16 protein-coding genes are annotated in these 15,136 nt (G+C 52.7%); 11 read left to right on the top strand and 5 right to left on the bottom strand.

Annotation, left to right across the window (positions count from 1 at the left end; genetic code table 11):
• Positions 1-104 precede the first annotated feature (104 nt).
• The 3 genes from VFE46_02690 (at position 105) to VFE46_02680 (ending at position 1,791) form a co-directional block, all read left to right on the top strand.
• A complete protein-coding gene (locus tag VFE46_02690) occupies positions 105-419 on the top strand; it encodes a hypothetical protein (protein ID HZZ26890.1) in 315 nt (104 codons plus the stop codon).
• 421 nt (positions 420-840) lie between these two features.
• Positions 841-1,071 (top strand): hypothetical protein, encoded by a 231-nt coding sequence (locus VFE46_02685; protein HZZ26889.1) that lies wholly within the window; start codon positions 841-843, stop codon positions 1,069-1,071.
• 429 nt (positions 1,072-1,500) lie between these two features.
• The gene (locus tag VFE46_02680) at positions 1,501-1,791 is read left to right on the top strand and encodes a hypothetical protein (GenBank protein HZZ26888.1); all 291 of its coding nucleotides are present in this window, start codon (positions 1,501-1,503) and stop codon (positions 1,789-1,791) included.
• Positions 1,792-1,903: 112 nt separating this feature from the next.
• Here VFE46_02680 and VFE46_02675 read toward each other — a convergent pair whose 3' ends face one another.
• Entirely contained in the window at positions 1,904-2,221 is a 318-nt protein-coding gene (locus tag VFE46_02675) for a transposase (GenBank protein ID HZZ26887.1), read from the bottom strand.
• Between VFE46_02675 and VFE46_02670 the strand changes: the two genes are divergently transcribed.
• The 8 genes from VFE46_02670 to VFE46_02635 all read left to right on the top strand — a co-directional run bounded on the left by VFE46_02670 (position 2,169) and on the right by VFE46_02635 (position 10,660).
• Positions 2,169-2,756 carry a hypothetical protein gene (locus tag VFE46_02670; protein ID HZZ26886.1) on the top strand — a complete coding sequence of 196 codons (588 nt, stop codon included), beginning with the start codon at positions 2,169-2,171 and terminating at the stop codon, positions 2,754-2,756. The two genes, VFE46_02675 and VFE46_02670, sit on opposite strands and share 53 nt — an antisense overlap.
• Positions 2,757-3,085: 329 nt before the next feature.
• The gene (locus VFE46_02665) at positions 3,086-3,484 is read left to right on the top strand and encodes a GntR family transcriptional regulator (GenBank protein HZZ26885.1); all 399 of its coding nucleotides are present in this window, start codon (positions 3,086-3,088) and stop codon (positions 3,482-3,484) included.
• A 12-nt stretch (positions 3,485-3,496) separates the two neighbouring features.
• On the top strand, positions 3,497-4,438 hold the full coding sequence (locus VFE46_02660; protein ID HZZ26884.1) for an ABC transporter ATP-binding protein: 942 nt from the start codon (positions 3,497-3,499) through the stop codon (positions 4,436-4,438).
• Positions 4,435-6,510 (top strand): hypothetical protein, encoded by a 2,076-nt coding sequence (locus tag VFE46_02655; protein ID HZZ26883.1) that lies wholly within the window; start codon positions 4,435-4,437, stop codon positions 6,508-6,510. The genes VFE46_02660 and VFE46_02655 overlap by 4 nt, the downstream gene beginning before the upstream one ends.
• Positions 6,511-6,512: 2 nt before the next feature.
• Positions 6,513-7,892, top strand: coding sequence for an alpha/beta hydrolase-fold protein (locus VFE46_02650; protein HZZ26882.1), 1,380 nt, complete (start codon positions 6,513-6,515; stop codon positions 7,890-7,892).
• Between the two features lie 89 nt (positions 7,893-7,981).
• Positions 7,982-8,368, top strand: a complete 387-nt coding sequence (locus VFE46_02645; GenBank protein ID HZZ26881.1) for a BlaI/MecI/CopY family transcriptional regulator — start codon at positions 7,982-7,984, stop codon at positions 8,366-8,368.
• A 76-nt stretch (positions 8,369-8,444) separates the two neighbouring features.
• Positions 8,445-9,233 carry a hypothetical protein gene (locus tag VFE46_02640; GenBank protein ID HZZ26880.1) on the top strand — a complete coding sequence of 263 codons (789 nt, stop codon included), beginning with the start codon at positions 8,445-8,447 and terminating at the stop codon, positions 9,231-9,233.
• Between the two features lie 11 nt (positions 9,234-9,244).
• Positions 9,245-10,660, top strand: a complete 1,416-nt coding sequence (locus VFE46_02635; GenBank protein HZZ26879.1) for a serine hydrolase — start codon at positions 9,245-9,247, stop codon at positions 10,658-10,660.
• Positions 10,661-10,992: 332 nt separating this feature from the next.
• Here the strand turns inward: VFE46_02635 and VFE46_02630 are convergent, their stop codons facing one another.
• From VFE46_02630 to VFE46_02615, 4 genes are all read right to left on the bottom strand, one after another.
• A complete protein-coding gene (locus VFE46_02630) occupies positions 10,993-11,760 on the bottom strand; it encodes a type IV toxin-antitoxin system AbiEi family antitoxin (GenBank protein HZZ26878.1) in 768 nt (255 codons plus the stop codon).
• A gap of 193 nt (positions 11,761-11,953) precedes the next feature.
• On the bottom strand, positions 11,954-12,601 hold the full coding sequence (locus tag VFE46_02625) for a hypothetical protein (GenBank protein ID HZZ26877.1): 648 nt from the start codon (positions 12,599-12,601) through the stop codon (positions 11,954-11,956).
• An 869-nt stretch (positions 12,602-13,470) separates the two neighbouring features.
• A complete protein-coding gene (locus tag VFE46_02620) occupies positions 13,471-14,223 on the bottom strand; it encodes a hypothetical protein (GenBank protein HZZ26876.1) in 753 nt (250 codons plus the stop codon).
• 63 nt (positions 14,224-14,286) lie between these two features.
• Positions 14,287-14,502, bottom strand: a complete 216-nt coding sequence (locus tag VFE46_02615; GenBank protein HZZ26875.1) for a hypothetical protein — start codon at positions 14,500-14,502, stop codon at positions 14,287-14,289.
• Positions 14,503-15,136 lie beyond the last annotated feature (634 nt).

Here is a 15,136-nt window from a genome sequence, read left to right as displayed (position 1 = left end):
CCGTCATGTCGATGATCAAACGCCGACAAGGAGCCTACGTCCGAGGAAGATCCTACCGCAGCCAGTGCCGCGACTTGCACTTGATGGCTCTCACTCACAATGTCATGATTCTTTGGTTCGCTCTCACTTTTCTACAGAGCCGGACGGAAACCGTTTCGTTCGAGCTTCACAAGGCCGGCGCCCCCGCCAAGTTGATGCTAAAACCGGACGTGACGAACTTGAAAGCCGGTGGGCGCGACGTGGCGCAAATCGAAGTCGATGTCACCGACAAAGAGGGCGTGCTTGTGCCGGACGCAAAAAATACCATCGCCTGCACCCTGACCGCCCCAGGCCGCATCATCGGCATTGAAAACGGCAACTTGAACGGCACGGAAGACAATCAATCGCCCTCGCACAGCGTGTATCAGGGCCGGTGTTGATTTATCTGCAATCGCTCAAAACCCCGGGCGATGTCAAGCTAACGGTCTCCACGCCAAATTTGGAAGAAGCCACAGTTACTTTCTCGATCCACTAAACGCCGAAGAAAAACCCGGTCAAAGCATACTCGCCTTTGACCGGGTTTCTAAGCGTAACTAGCGAGGGTGACGGGACTTGAACCCGCAACCGGTTTCGCCCTAAAATACAGTATCCCTTGCGGTTGCGAAAACTGTCAACAGTGCCGCGCTGCACTGGTGCTGCATTCTGAGTGCTTCAAGAGGCAATTCTTGGCATCGCTTGACACTGATTTGCAGCGGACGATTCGAGCCTGGGATAGACTTCCCGTCACGATTCGTCGGGCGATCCTTGCGCTTATTGCAGATATTGGGTAAGTTGGGTGCGATCATTGATCAGGAGAAAAGTATGTCAGAAGAAGTTCGGAAGGCGCGATTGCCGCCCGCCATCGTTGAGGCGTTCAAAAAGGAAGTAGCCAATTGGATGGCGAAAAACAATCTAACCCATGACACTCGTTGGGCGACGGCGGATGAGGAGTATGGTAACGAGCATTTTGAATTCCCTTTTCCTCACTATTTGTGCTATATGCTGAATTGGATATGTGCAACGTCCTTTGGGGTCGGTGTCCTCCCGATATGAGCAGCGAAAAAAGTGGCCGACTGCGGAAAGAACTGCAAGGTATCCTGAAACGGTACGATATTTGGTTTGAGGCGGTAAACGAAGTGACGTTCAGTTTTATGGGGCATTATTGAACGTTATTATTTGCGGAGAGTAATTGTTGTCATGTCTCAATGCAAAAAGATTCGCCGCCCTTACCGGCAATTACGCGGCCAAACATGGAATTATGGAAATCGCGTTTTGAACTGCCGGCTGGTTGATGCAACTCTTGTCCCACAAAGAAGAAACTCCTTCGATGTTTGGCCGAGCGGCGTCCTGTCCTGTTGAGTCGGGGGCGACTGGATTTCGGTACTGCCTGAATACTTTGTGACCGCTCAGTCGTTGGCGTGTCAGTCTAATTCTGAGAATTCTGGGGCAAATCAAGTAACAAAGTAGAGATGATAAAAGCACATGAAGGCAATTGCTTCTGCAATCGCGAAACAAATCACCATGCGAGCCGTCAACGCCCGTCGGCCTATCGCATATGCCGTGAAGATGGCCGGAACCCACACAAAGCTGTTGATTAGAAGCCATTCTATAGTCCGCCAAAACGAAATGCCCCCCGGCACTACTCTGATCGACCAAAAAAGAATCGCGGCGCACGATATGGCAAAAACCACGAACACAAGCAAAATCGTTTTCATGCTGAACTGGAATCGCATGACCCCCATCATACCCGATCCGCCTTGCAGGCTGAACTAAATCGCAGCTAACTCATCTAACAACCGCTCCACACTCCAAGCCGATTCGGTCAATCCGGCCTTCACCGCTGGCGTCGTTTTCAGGGTCATATGCGGGCTTTGTCCATAAAGTTTCATGCTCCCGCGACTTTCTGGACGGACGCAGTATTTGTCCAGAAAGTCGGATCAATTCCTATTTCGTAAATCGCACTGATTAAGCACACGATGTTGTGGCAGAGTATCTTTGCGAGCACTTCGTTTTTCATGGCCACATCGGTCTTACTGCGAACCGCATCGCCAAATTTTGCTTTCAACATTGAAAAGGTCGATTCAATGTTGCTCCGCTTGTGGTAGCGAGCATCGAACTCATCGCGCTTGGCTTGGAAGTAATGGAACGCTTTGGCGAATAAGCCACCGGCCGCACCGCTTGTTCCGCGTTTGAATGGAATCAATGCGGTTCACCTGCTGACTGAGAAGCTCAAACTTACTAGTGAACAGGAAGCCCGTGTCTTGCCGATCCTCAAAGGGCTCTACGACTCTCAACAGAAGCTTGAGCAAAATAAAGCCTTGTCTCATGAGGAGCGCCTGGATGGTGTGCGGACATCGCGTCAACAGGCTGGCAATCAAATCCGAGCGATTCTAAATGATGACCAAAGGAAAATGCTTGATCAACTGGATCGCGAGCCCCACCCTGAGCTGCACGGTGAACTGGGCGGCCCAACTGTCGAGCAGCAGTTGAAGGTGCTGGCCGAAAGACTGAATCTCGCCGATGATCAGCAGGCTAAAATTAAACCGATGCTGGAAAGTTTACAGGACGCCTCACAGAAGCTTGACCGCGACGAAGGCCTGTCCCACGAAGAGCGATTGGGCAACGTAAGGCGATTGCGGGAACAGACCGACAAGCAGATCCGCAGTTTGCTGAACGATGGCCAGAAGAATAAGCTTGACCAACTAGAGCGTGAGCCCCACCCTGAACTACACGGCTGATGTAGCGACCAACTCTTCGCCATGAAACCATGAACACAAATGCGGCCTAAATATCAATTGCAGTGATGCTGGCATGCGTGACCGATTTGCAATCCACGCACTCCGCGCTGGTTCACTGAGCTTAGGTGGTTATTGATGTGTTTCATCGGTTTGTCCCCAGGCTCTTAATCGCCGTCGCCAACAGTCTGATCGACTGCCGATTGAACGGGACGCCGCGGAGCGACGATTTCGATCACTTTGCTTTTTTCAAAAATATCTGCACGGATCGTTGACAGAGTTGGCGAAGATTGATACTGTACTACTATATCTAGTCCACGGGGGTCAGTGCAATGCCTATTGAAATCTCCATCGTGACGGGGAGCGATGTGCCAATTTACCGGCAAATCGTCGATCAAATCTGCCGCGCTATTGCCACCGGCAATTTGGCCCTGGGAGAGCAATTGCCCAGTGTGCGAATGTTGGCCGAACAATTGGTGATTAACCCCAACACGGTCCGAAAAACCTATGCCGATTTAGTCCGCCAGGGAATCCTAGAATCGCGTCATGGCAAAGGCGTTTATGTTGCCCGGCGACGCGCCGTTTATACGAAGTCCGAGCGCTTGCGGCGGATCAATGCGAACCTGGAGGCGTTTATCAACGAAGGCGTTTACCTTGGCTTCACTCCCAACGAAATGCAGCAGGCGCTGGAACGCAAGTTACGGCTGTTGATGGAAGAAATCGATCAATGAGGCCCGTCAGCCATGAGCGACTACGCAATCGAAACCCACGATTTGACCAAATACTTCGGAGGAAAATGCGTCGCCAATAATTTGAATTTGCACGTGCCGCGAGGTTCGATCTTTGGTTTTCTGGGACGAAACGGATCGGGCAAAACCACGACCTTGCGAATGATTCTCGGTCTGCTGACCCCGACCTGGGGCACCAGCTCGATCTTGGGATATGACAGTCAAAATCTGCCAGCAGAAGTACGTGCTCAAATCGGATATCTAGCAGAAGCCCATCCAGTGTTTGGATGGATGCGCGTGAAAGATGCGGAAAAGTTTCAATCGCGGTTTTATCCGAAATGGAACCACCAGCTATTTAATACCGTGCTGGAATTCTTTCGCGTCGATTCCAAAACACCAGCGCGCAATATGTCCCGCGGAGAACGGGCGGGATTGTGTTTGGCAATGGTCTTGGCCGCAGAGCCCGATCTATTGATTCTCGACGATCCAGCGATTGGATTAGACCCGGTGGCGCGGCGGTCGCTGTTGGAATCGATGGTTTATGCCACGCGCAAGGCCGACCGCACGATCATTTTTTCCTCGCACTTACTGGCCGACATTGAGCGCATGGCCGATCACATCGCGGTGCTCGACTACAGCGTGTTACGCGCTGAATGCTCGTTGGAAACTTTCCGTAGTTGTGTGCAGCAGTTTGTATTGACCTTTTCCGGCCGACCGCCAGAGCTGCCGCCGCTACGCGGACTGATTCAATGTGTACCACGAGGCAACACCTTGCGGCTGACATTGGTGAGCCTGACCCGAGATACGCGAAGTGTGCTGGAGCAGCTCGGCGCGCAACGCATCGACGAAGCCCCGCTTAGCTTGGAAGACGCCTTCATTAGTTATTTGGGAGGCAATTTGGAGAATGTTCGATTGCCCGACGAGCGCGAGACCGAAATGGTCGGAGGTGCATCGTGAAGATGATCTTTTTCAAAGAGCTGCACGAGAACGCTAAATGGGCGCTGCTGATTTTTGGTGCGTTATGTTTACTTGTTTTGCTTGAAATCAGAACGGGCAATCCGTTCATCCTGAATCATTTGGCGCAAGAGAGAACAATTTTTTTCGCGCCCCTGGCTGGGTTATTGATGGGCGTTGCGCAAAGTGTTTTTGAAACTCGCCCCGATAATTGGGCGTTTATTGTGCATCGGCCCGTTTCACGGTGGAGCGTGTTTTCGGCAAAGTGCCTTGCCGGATTAGTATTATTGTATTTCTCTCTGATATTGCCCTGCCTGCTGGCTGCCGCTTGGGCAGCGCGACCAGGAAATGTGGCCACGCCATTTCATTGGCAAGCTCTGCTTCCGATGTTGGCAGACATTTTCAATTCAAGTTGCTTTTATTTTGCGGGGATCGTGCTCACGTTGCGTAAAGCACGCTGGTTTGGGAGTCGCTTTTTACCGCTTGGCTTGGCCGTCGCTTCGAGCATCGTTGTCGTTTCGACACCCCAGTTTTGGGTAGCGATCTTATTTTCTTGCGTGAGCATCTCGATTAGCACGATCGCGGCATGGAGCGTATTTGCCACCAGTGGAACCGCTGATCGTGGTTGGTTGCCGAGGCTGGCCCTCGCTGCAATGATCTTTGCTGGGGCAATTGGGATCGGCCTCGGGCTGGAGATCTTTCTCGGTGTCTTTAATACAGTCTCTGCCTGGAATGGCCTTCGCGTAGACGCCGATGGCAGCATATTGCGGATTCACTGGACGTTGGACGGGAGCGACCGCCGGTGCATAATTTCCGATTCCAATGGTCTTCCGCTTGCGAAATACTCCGGCGTCGATGTTGATGATCCGGCCAATGCTAATCAGTTTATCCAATTCAGTAACCTCGTCTTCGACGATTCATCGGTGCCTTGGCCGTACTCGATGCAATCGCGCGGTTACCGCAGTTCGGTGCCTGAAGTAGTTCGCCTGCGCGCAGTCGCCACACCTAAGGTCGAAGGCGGCGTCAACATCGGGAGTGCCGGGGGTCGCGACATTGCCATGTCCACCGCTGCGGGCGCCGCACTGGTCCCTTACATTTGCGTTCTGGATGCGGTGGAACGGATTATCAAACTCTATGATCCAATTACTCACGTCCTCCTCGGAACTGTCGGCCCATCGGGTTTCTCGTCGATGGCCGAGGGGCCGAGCCAGCAGTTTCCGGCATCGCCCTTAAATTTATTCCTTCAGGCTAATACGCACACACTTACGTTTCCGTCTGCAGTGTACTGGATGGAGCTTGACCAGCATCGTGTTCGGCCTTTGCTTGTTGCTTCCACGGATGATCCCGTGGTTTCCGCCTGTGAACTTCCACCACAGACGAATCCGATCGTCGTTGTTCTAACGCGATCGACGCTCCATGTATTGAAGCCGTCGGGCGATAAAGTTTTTACAGTCCCTTTCAATTTGGACAAAAGCAAATACTTTTTTCAGTTTGCTGTTTTGCCGTCCAATCATCATTTTCTTGTCTTGGCGGACCCCCTTCCACAGTTCGAGACATCCGTCTCTTCTCAAGTCTTTGAGTATTCCACAGAAGGGCAACTGGTGCGCCAAACGCAACTCGCTCAAATCGCGGCGGATACTTCAGAGAGGAAATGGCGGCGTACCGCCATCATGGGTGCGATCTGGCCGCCTGTGCTGTTGCCGCTGTATGCCGCATGCAATTTGGATTGGATCTTTGAAACTGACTATCGGCAATGTTGGCCATCGTTTATCAGAAACATGCTGATCTCAAGTTTGCTGAGCGGAGTTGGCGCATTCTTTCTGAGCAGACGACTGGGGTTTGGAATCGCAACAGCGTTGGCCTGGTCGGTCGTGAGTCTGCTTTTAGGACCCGCAGGAGTCGTGGTCATACTCAGTCTGTTTGACTGGCCGGCGCGCGAGTTGTGCGCCGGCTGCGGTCGAAGGCGGCTTGTCGGCATCCGCCAGTGCGCGCACTGCGGCGCAACGCTACCGCCACCAGCACTTGATGGTCGGGAAATCTTTGAGCCAGAAGATGCCTTCGAACCGGCGGTGTAGAAATGATCAAAGTGATTTGTTTCGCGAAATCAACTGTGGCCACTTGCAGTCTTCTATTAATCGGGGCGGTGTTCTTGCGCGCCGCGTTTAACCGTTCCACTCCGAAGGAAAACGAAATTGAGCGATTTGTCAGCCCACGCCTCGCTGCGCTGGTCAAGCAACTTACAGCGAACGACGCGAGCGGTAATCGAGCGGTGGTCGATCGATTTATAAAAGAGTTGCAGGGGAAGGGCCCACTGATCGAGCAGACTGACGACGACCCGCACTCATCGTGGGTCAGTTTCTTATGGGAAGGCAATGACGAAACTCGCAATATCGCCGTATTGGGTGGACCTGCAACGGGCGAATTCGGCGCCAAGATGATCCGCTTGGCTAACACTTCTCTTTGGTATCGCACTGACCGTGTTTCGAACGATGCCCGTTTTATCTATCGATTCATTGTCGACACTCCCGATGATCTGCTTCTCCCTATGAGTCCGGTTGCGGAAGACAAATACTTCAAAGAACACCCGCTCCGGCCTGATCCATTGAATCCGAAATTAGTTTCTGCAAATGGTACGCGTGTGGATCTTCCTGAAGCCTTCCCGCAGCCTTGGTTGGAGCCCGTGTCGGACGCAGAGCAAACCAAACATGGGGTTGCTCCGCTCAGCGAGCATACGATCACGAGCGAAGTTCTGAATCAGGATCGACAAGTCCTAATCTATACGCCGCCGACCTACGATTCCAAAAGCGCGCCTTATGGCCTCTTGGTTCTGTTCGACGGTTATGCCTTTACGAACCGCGATCAGATTCCGGTGCCTACAATTCTTGATAACTTAATTGTAGCGAAAACGATTCCGCCGCTAGTGACTGTGTTCATAACTCAAACCGCGGATCGAAACACAGAACTGAACTGCTCCGAGGCGTTTGCAGATTTTACCGCTAAAGAATTGGTGCCGTGGGTGCGGAAGAATAATCACGTAACGCCCGAAGCGAGCCAAACTGTTGTCGGCGGCATCAGTCTTGGTGGGCTGATGGCATCTTATTCTGGATACAGGCACCCCGAAGTGTTCGGCAACGTGCTGTCGTTATCGGGCTCTTATCCTTGGGCGCCGGGCATGTTCGAAGGAACCCTGGACCCAAATGAGGAGCCCGGTTGGCTAACGCGCCAGTATCTGACATCGCCACAGCTCCCGGTGCGTTTTTATGTAACTGTTGGTAGGTTCGAAAATACATTTCCTTATGGTCTGCTGGGAGAGAATCATCGTTTCCGCGATGTGCTGCAAGCTAAGGGTTACGTCGTTAAATACTCCGAGTTCACTGGGGGACACAACCCTATTAGCTGGCGTGGCCCATTTGTCGATGGGTTGATTTGGCTGACCAACAACCAGATCAGAAACTAGTGGATGGTTTGTCGCTTCGCAGCACGGTTAGGCTAGTAGCAGTTGTTTGAGTTTGTTTGTGAAAAAACCCAGACAGAAGGATTGAACAAATGGTCAGGCCTCGTGCCAGAGAATTGACTGACCGCGAATTGGAAGTCATGCAGGTATTTTGGAAGCACGGTGAAATGACCGTCGTCGAGGTCCGGCGGTTGTTGGCCGACGCCAGAGTAGATCGCGCCTATACCACGATTGCGACTTTAGTTCGGATTCTAGAGAGCAAAGGCTTTCTTGAAAAATTACCCGGCAAGGTCAGACCGTTCCAATTCCGTCCCATTCGGAATCAGGAAGAAGTGGTTGCACGAATGCTGGCTGATGTCGTGACTCGCGTGTTTCAAGGTTCTCGCGAGCAGTTGCTCTTGCAACTGCCCAAACAAAAGAAACTGACAACCAAAGAGCGTGCGGTCATGGTTGCAATCCTCAAGGAAGATAGCTCGTGAGCAAAAACGAGATTCTATTCGTCGGCCGCACGATTTGTGAAAGAATCATGTCTCGATTGACAACGGAGGAAACAACATGAATGACCTATATCATAGTCATGTTGAGGAGAGCGACGTGCTAGACTTCGAGAAGCAACTGCGGAAACTTTCTCCCGTTCAACCGAACATTAACCGCGACGCACTCTTTTACCAAGTCGGATACGCTGCAGGACGTTCTGCTGACATTTCGCTCCAGCGATTGAATCAGTGCATCTGGCATCGAGTGAATCGAACCGCGAATGCTGTGAATACACCTGCTATTGGCTCGGCCATTCCCCGGGTTGTCGTGGCCCTCGCTGTCGGGCTGGGGTTGATCGTCGTGTTTGCGAAAAGCCATTACTTTCTTCCTCCGAGCGATCGCGTCGAGATCCTGAATGGTTTGCGTGACGAAATCAACGACAACTACGGCTTTATGACAAATGGAACACCGCGCATCAATTGTGGTCCGTGCGGCCGCTTTGCCATCGCATTTCTGGAGCAATGGAATGCTCGCTTCCGCGAGAAGGTCAACATCGTTTGCATCATGTCTCCTGACGGGACTGAGTGTGGCCATGTTGTGCTCTCGTTGCCTAATGGCAGTTATTTTGACGGAGGCAATGGCGTCGTTTCGAAGCAGGCATTACTCGCGCTGTACTCCCATTGCTCAATGGACGAGCTGCTTGAATTTAATCGAAAACTACTCGATCAACGAGTTGGCGGACTTAGTCACGATCATTACCCGCAATGCCCGAACTACTCCGACAAGCTTACCGCGACGTTGATCGAGAAGCATCTGGCACTTTTGCCAAGCGATATAGGTCAGCATGCGATTGGCAGCAATCGGTGAAAGGATTGAAAATGAACACTTTGTACCGGATCTGTTTCGCACTTTTCCTGCTAGGCGCCAATATTATTCAGGGCGCGGAAACGGATTACGATGATTTGGTCAAAGCATTCTTGCGCAATAATTTCGCCGATCAGAACTTTGGCATGGTGATTGGAATCGTAGACGAACGTGGATCGAAGGTATTCAGTGCCGGTAAGTGCGACAACGAGTCCAATCAGGAGATCAATGGCGATACGATTTTTGAGATCGGCTCGATCACCAAAACATTCACGACATTGTTATTGGAAGAGATGGTCGATCGCGGCGACATGAAACTGGACGACCCGGTGGCTAAGTACCTACCGAAATCAGTGAAGGTACCAAGCCACAATGGTAAGGAAATCACACTCCGCGATCTTGCGACTCAATCTTCCGGCCTGCCGTTCAATCCGACTAACCTATCGAGCGGAGCGAATTTATTTGCGGATTATTCGGCGGAAAAGCTATATGCGTTTTTGTCGCATTTTACCTTGACTCGTGATCCAGGAACCGACTTTCAGTATTCCAATGTGGGCATGGGATTGTTGGGCCATGCCATCACGCTCAAAGCTGGTGCAGATTTTGATTCGTTAATAGTTAATCGCATTGCTCGTCCGCTGCAGATGGACGGCACGGGTGCTTCACTGACTCCGGAAATGAAAAACCGCCTGGCGGTTGGGCACAATGCGGCGGCGCGGCCTGTACCGAATTGGGAGTTCCAATCGTTGGCCGGTTGTGGTGCTTTACACTCGACCGCGAATGACCTGTTGAAATATGTCGCAGCAAATCTTGGTCTCGTGCAGTCACCCTTAACGCCGCTTATGGAAAAAACACACGTGTTCAGCCACCACGATTCACATGGATTCGGCAATACGCCCGGCTTCTTCGGGCGGACCGCGATGCCGTGGGTGGACGAAGGCGAAGGAGAGCAAACGGGTTTGGACATCCGGCTTCATGCTGGAGGAACAGCTGGTTATTCTGCATTCATCGGCTTCGAAAAAAGTCAGCGGCGGGGCGTCGTCGTGCTTCTAAATCAACAAGGAGAATTGCATTCCGAGTCAATTGGAAAGCTTCTGCTTGAGCGTGTGGCGTTGACTCCGAAAATTGCTAGCACGCTCACGATAGGAAAAGAAGTTGTTGGCATTGGAGCGAAACTCGATTTCGATTCGCAGAATCACCTTCTCCAAATTACAAAGATCATTCCGAATTCACCTGCGGAGGAAATGGGCCTGACAGCGGGTTTGCTCGTGGACGAAATCGACGGTATTTCAACCACTCACAAGAGCGTTTTGGAGTGTTCGGCTCTCATTCGCGGAGACGCCGGCACTAGCGTGCGGCTTGAAGTGTTCGATCCCACGAAAAAAGAGAGTCGGACGATTGAGTTAATCCGACGGAAAGTCAACATATGAAGCGTCATGCTAATTGTGTTCCGGCCGTGAACTCGCCCCCACAACTTGATGTGTTTCGTCCGAAACCAGAATTCGTGACACGGTTATTGCTGGCGATGAACTGAGATTTGCTTCCGGCTGCCGTCCTCTGGTCGATGCAACCGCAGGCCAAGCTTTCTCTCCGGTTACTAGGAGTGATTACGAAAACACGTAGGAGTGCAAAATGTTATCGCCAAATAATGATTATGGTAAGTTAATCGCGGTACCGCCTTTCAGCGCGAATATGTTTTCCTTCGCCACTTCTGGCAGTAGGCGCAGGAGCAATTCGACTCGCGCGTGATATTCGGCTGAGATCATGATGTAGCAAGCTCCCTCGGCACGACCAAATTATATTTGGCGACATAGACGCCGCCTTTGGAAAGACTACGCTCGCCGCTGCCGAGGTCGAGCCCGGTTGTCTTTATGAACGGCAGCCATTGGTGATTAGCTTTTTCCGCCATGTAAAGAAACAACCGCTTTGCCTTGATCGATGTGCATTGCCTCAACAGTTCAGTCACCGTGTCCGGCCGAAGATTCACAAGCCCTTCCATAACCTGAAAACATTCCACCAGGTCGAACTCCTTCGGTGCATGATCGAGACATTCGAGCATCGCACGCTCTGGCGCTGATATGCGTATGGAGAAATTCGCCTCCTTGTGATCGAGCAATCCGAGATCCGTCGGCAAAAACGATGTCGGTATGTGGCGTACCGGCACGCCCCAGTCGTGCTTTTTGAACCATGCCGGAGGTTTGACACCGCGCTGAGAAAAGAGATACACGCGCTGACCACCTAACCGCAGGTATTGCGAGTAGCTTTGAAGCGACAGCGCCGTCATGGCTCCGGCATGGATCGCAAGTCCCGCTTGGCGTTGAAGAGCGCTTAGCGCTCCCATCCACGACACAACATCGTCTGGCCGCTTGAATGCTCCCGGCCCGACTGAGGTAAGCCAGTCGCTTCGCCGGTAGTGGGTTTGCAGACTCCGTGACACACCCTGGTGTTCCAGCCATGAAGCAAGAAGTGGGGTGCCTGGCTTGTGCAGACTGAGCAATATCTTTAATTTTGTGTCATTATTAGTAGCCATACTACCAATAATAGCACATTTATAAAGTCTGGCAAGAGAAATCTACGCCAGAAGGCCATGTCTGACCGGTTCATGCCAACAGGCGGCTCTGATGGCGGTTTTTGGGCGTCACGTTGCCATCGCTGACCGTACCCCCCAACCAGTTCTGCATAAAGTCCAAAGGCGACACCGGCCAGCATAGCGGAAGCCTCCTTCAATGCTTCGCGAAGTCGGGGAGCAGGTTCCGTTTGTGGCCGAACGCCTCGACAACATTTTCGTCGTCGTCCAGCATCAACAAAAACATGCCCGGTGGCTGATCGCCGTCTGCAGCCGCCCGCAAATCTTGCGGGCCGACCGGCTGAAAGCTGGATTTGGCATTGTCGGCGGTCGGATTGCCACTTTTCGCATACCGGAAGTACGTACTCCCCTGGTCTGCCTTCTCGATCACGTCGATCCATTCGTGAAGCTCTTCGGGCGATTCCCAATTGCCATTGGATTTTAATTTTATGCGGTCGTTGTAGTCCCTGATGAGGCGATCCAATTCGACCAGCAACACCTTAACACTGTGTGTACGGTCAAGGCGACGCCATTTTCCTTTGTCTTTGACAAGCGGGTCTCGCTCGTGAGGGCCATCGCCGGACGGGAGGCCAAGCGACCGGTGAACAGTGACTATCGCGGATTTGAGATAGAGCTCAATCGCGTGGCGATACAGAAAATTAATTGGAAGATGCGCATTGATGCTGCGCACGCTGCTTTCATCGTTTGTCTCAAGCTTCTCGGCAGCTTCTTTGAATGCGTCGGCCGCGCCTTCATGGCCGTCGTCGAAATGCCGGTTCAACGGCATCAACATCTTCTCGAACATAGTCAGTCTCTTCGCCAACCCAGCGAAACTAGCCAGAATGCCGAGGTTCGCACGCGCGAGCCCAAAATGCAATACGCACTTGCCGGCATTAATCCTTCCAGTAGTAGCTGAACCCGACTGGGGCGATAGGCTTGACCGGGCGGATTGCCTAGATCGGTTTGATAGGCTTGATGGGTTTGATCGGCTTAATTGACCGGACCTTCTTAATGCCGCTTGGCTTCTTGCGCAAATGCCATGCCATGTGGTGCTCCTTGATACGGGTTGAGTGAATGGCAAATTATATGCGCTGGATTCAATCCAGCCACAAAGTTTTTCACGGTGAAAAAACGTCCTTAGCTGTGCTAAGGGAAGACGTCTGACAAAAAAATATATGCAGCAGCAGAACAACACAGCCTGGTCGAGCCAGTCCGCTGACTTTGAATTTTCACGGTGAAAATCTGCGGAGTCCCGCTCTGGGACATGGTTTCCGGTTGCGCTGGCCCGAGCGCCGCGCTAGCATTTGGAATGGATGACAAGCAGCATCAAGATCGCAGACGAACTCCGGCAGGGCGCAGCCAATTTGCTGAGCTCGTGGCTAGCGGACGACAGGAAATGTCGAAGCCAGCTAGCGCGGCGATTGGGCATTTGTACACAGCGCTGCTGACGTTGCCCGAAATAAAGCTGTCGAATGACATCACGGCGAGAATCGAGCCGTTTGTTCCTCCCGAATTGGATTCGGAGGGACGGCTAAGATGCGGCATTGATCTGCGGCTTTCTGACGGCAGCATGCTCGAATTCACATTAACCAATACCGGATGGGGAAAATCCCTGGCAGCAGAGCATGCAAGGCGCCCGGATGGGCCTCGACAGCGATAGACGCGGCTGGAGGATCACGAGCTTCCTTTCTCGAAAATCATGCACACGTCATGGAGTGCCGGAATGAAACTGCTGCGGTAGACTTTCCGGGAACTGCTCGCTCTGTGGCTGAAACGGATGATGTCGGTGCAACACTGGCGCAATCCACATTCAAACGCAAATTGCTTCGTGTAATAGGTGAGTGGAACGAAGCCGATCTCCCTATCGGTGTAGTCTCCCATCAAGATGGCCAGTTTGCCGCCGGGTACTAAGGTGCCGACGCAGTTGTCGATCAGCCGGCGGTAGCGCTCCAAAAACGCGGCCAGTGTGGGCGTCCGCGACAGGTCGCGTGGGTCGGTGGTGTAGAGCTTCTGCCGCCAATAGGGCGGATGCAGCCAACAGAACTGGAAGCACTCGCGTGGTAAGGCGGACGGATCGCAAGCGTCGACGTTCTGATGTAGGTCGCTCGACCAACTGTAAATCGAAAGGTCCTCGCACACGTCGCGGCAGGTGCCACTGCCGGTCATCGGATCAATGACGCTGGTTGGCTGAAAATATTTCAGCAAATCCTTGATGAGACTGCCGCCGCAGTTGCCGGGATAGCTGCGGTCCCCATATTCGCCGGCCCGATGGAAATGATACAGGCTGGTTAAGTGCGGCACGGGACTGCCGTTGACCGGCGCCAGCGGCAGTTTGGCGTAAACCGTTTCGGCGGTGTGGACTGCCGGCAGTCTGGAAGCACGATGGAGTTTAGTGCTGTAGAACGGATTGATGGTGCAAATGTTCATGGAAGTGATCCTTTCCTGGTGAAAAAAATTGGGGCGGGCATCGCTGCCCGCCCCGGTTGATGGTTATTCCTGCTTGTCGGATACGACGCGGAGGGTGATGCGCCCGTCCAGCGGAACCAGGCCCTCCAGTTGGATGTTGAAACCGTTTCCGTCAGCGTGCGGCCATGCGCACCCGATTCTTGTCCAGAAACTCTTTTTGCCTTTGCGTTCGGGCACATGGTAGGCAAAGTGAGTCGGCATCTTCGAGCCAGCGGATGCAGTTTGAGTGTTGTCAGTCATGTTCGTTCTCCTTGGTTTGCGTTTACCGGCCCCGACAATCGCGGCCTTGTGGCACGTTTCACCGAAGCGGACCAGCCGGAGCCGCAGGCGTGCGGGCAAGAAAAAAATGGGAGGTACCTTTAGGAGGAGCCGTTTTTTTTCTTGCGCGACCGGCGACGCTTCGTAGGGCCCAACAAGAAGGCCGCATCGGGCGGGTAGCAAACGATGCGAGGGAACGACAGATGACGGCCCGACAACATTTATCCGCGTCAGGCCGAAGATTTTCTTAACGCCTACCGGCTCGCGAACATCAAAGGCAAATGCGTTACCGCGAATCGAAGCACGTGGCGCTGACAAAACTGCGCTTCATCCACTTCGCAACATGTTCCGCATCACACGGGCACAAACTGCGTCGAACCAAGCAGCAACTATCAACCGGAGCGGAAGATCATCAGCGCAGCGGACAAACTGTGCCAACATGAGACAATCGAGACAATGCGCGGCTCTCCGCTGATTTTAGAGCGCTCTTCATCTAGCTCTAGCGCCATGCCGGCAAATTAGTTAAGCTACGCAGCAACTTGAACAAGGAGGTTGCTGTGGCACCGTATTCGAGGGAGTTTCGTCGAGACGTACTTGCCGCCTGTGATACGGGTGA

It is taken from the genome of Pirellulales bacterium (assembly GCA_035656635.1).
In the GTDB taxonomy this organism is placed as follows: domain Bacteria; phylum Planctomycetota; class Planctomycetia; order Pirellulales; family JADZDJ01; genus DATJYL01.
This window is presented reverse-complemented; position numbering and strand designations above follow the sequence as displayed.

Bases quoted from the DNA above. Each gene is read 5' to 3' on its own strand.
- VFE46_02620 (HZZ26876.1), bottom strand. From the start codon at position 14,223: ATGAACATTTGCACCATCAATCCGTTCTACAGCACTAAACTCCATCGT.
- VFE46_02625 (HZZ26877.1), bottom strand. From the start codon at position 12,601: ATGTTCGAGAAGATGTTGATGCCGTTGAACCGGCATTTCGACGACGGC.
- VFE46_02660 (HZZ26884.1), top strand. From the start codon at position 3,497: ATGAGCGACTACGCAATCGAAACCCACGATTTGACCAAATACTTCGGA.
- VFE46_02630 (HZZ26878.1), bottom strand. From the start codon at position 11,760: ATGGCTACTAATAATGACACAAAATTAAAGATATTGCTCAGTCTGCAC.
- VFE46_02685 (HZZ26889.1), top strand. From the start codon at position 841: ATGTCAGAAGAAGTTCGGAAGGCGCGATTGCCGCCCGCCATCGTTGAG.
- VFE46_02640 (HZZ26880.1), top strand. From the start codon at position 8,445: ATGAATGACCTATATCATAGTCATGTTGAGGAGAGCGACGTGCTAGAC.
- VFE46_02635 (HZZ26879.1), top strand. From the start codon at position 9,245: ATGAACACTTTGTACCGGATCTGTTTCGCACTTTTCCTGCTAGGCGCC.
- VFE46_02645 (HZZ26881.1), top strand. From the start codon at position 7,982: ATGGTCAGGCCTCGTGCCAGAGAATTGACTGACCGCGAATTGGAAGTC.
- VFE46_02665 (HZZ26885.1), top strand. From the start codon at position 3,086: ATGCCTATTGAAATCTCCATCGTGACGGGGAGCGATGTGCCAATTTAC.
- VFE46_02680 (HZZ26888.1), top strand. From the start codon at position 1,501: ATGAAGGCAATTGCTTCTGCAATCGCGAAACAAATCACCATGCGAGCC.
- VFE46_02615 (HZZ26875.1), bottom strand. From the start codon at position 14,502: ATGACTGACAACACTCAAACTGCATCCGCTGGCTCGAAGATGCCGACT.
- VFE46_02690 (HZZ26890.1), top strand. From the start codon at position 105: ATGATTCTTTGGTTCGCTCTCACTTTTCTACAGAGCCGGACGGAAACC.
- VFE46_02650 (HZZ26882.1), top strand. From the start codon at position 6,513: ATGATCAAAGTGATTTGTTTCGCGAAATCAACTGTGGCCACTTGCAGT.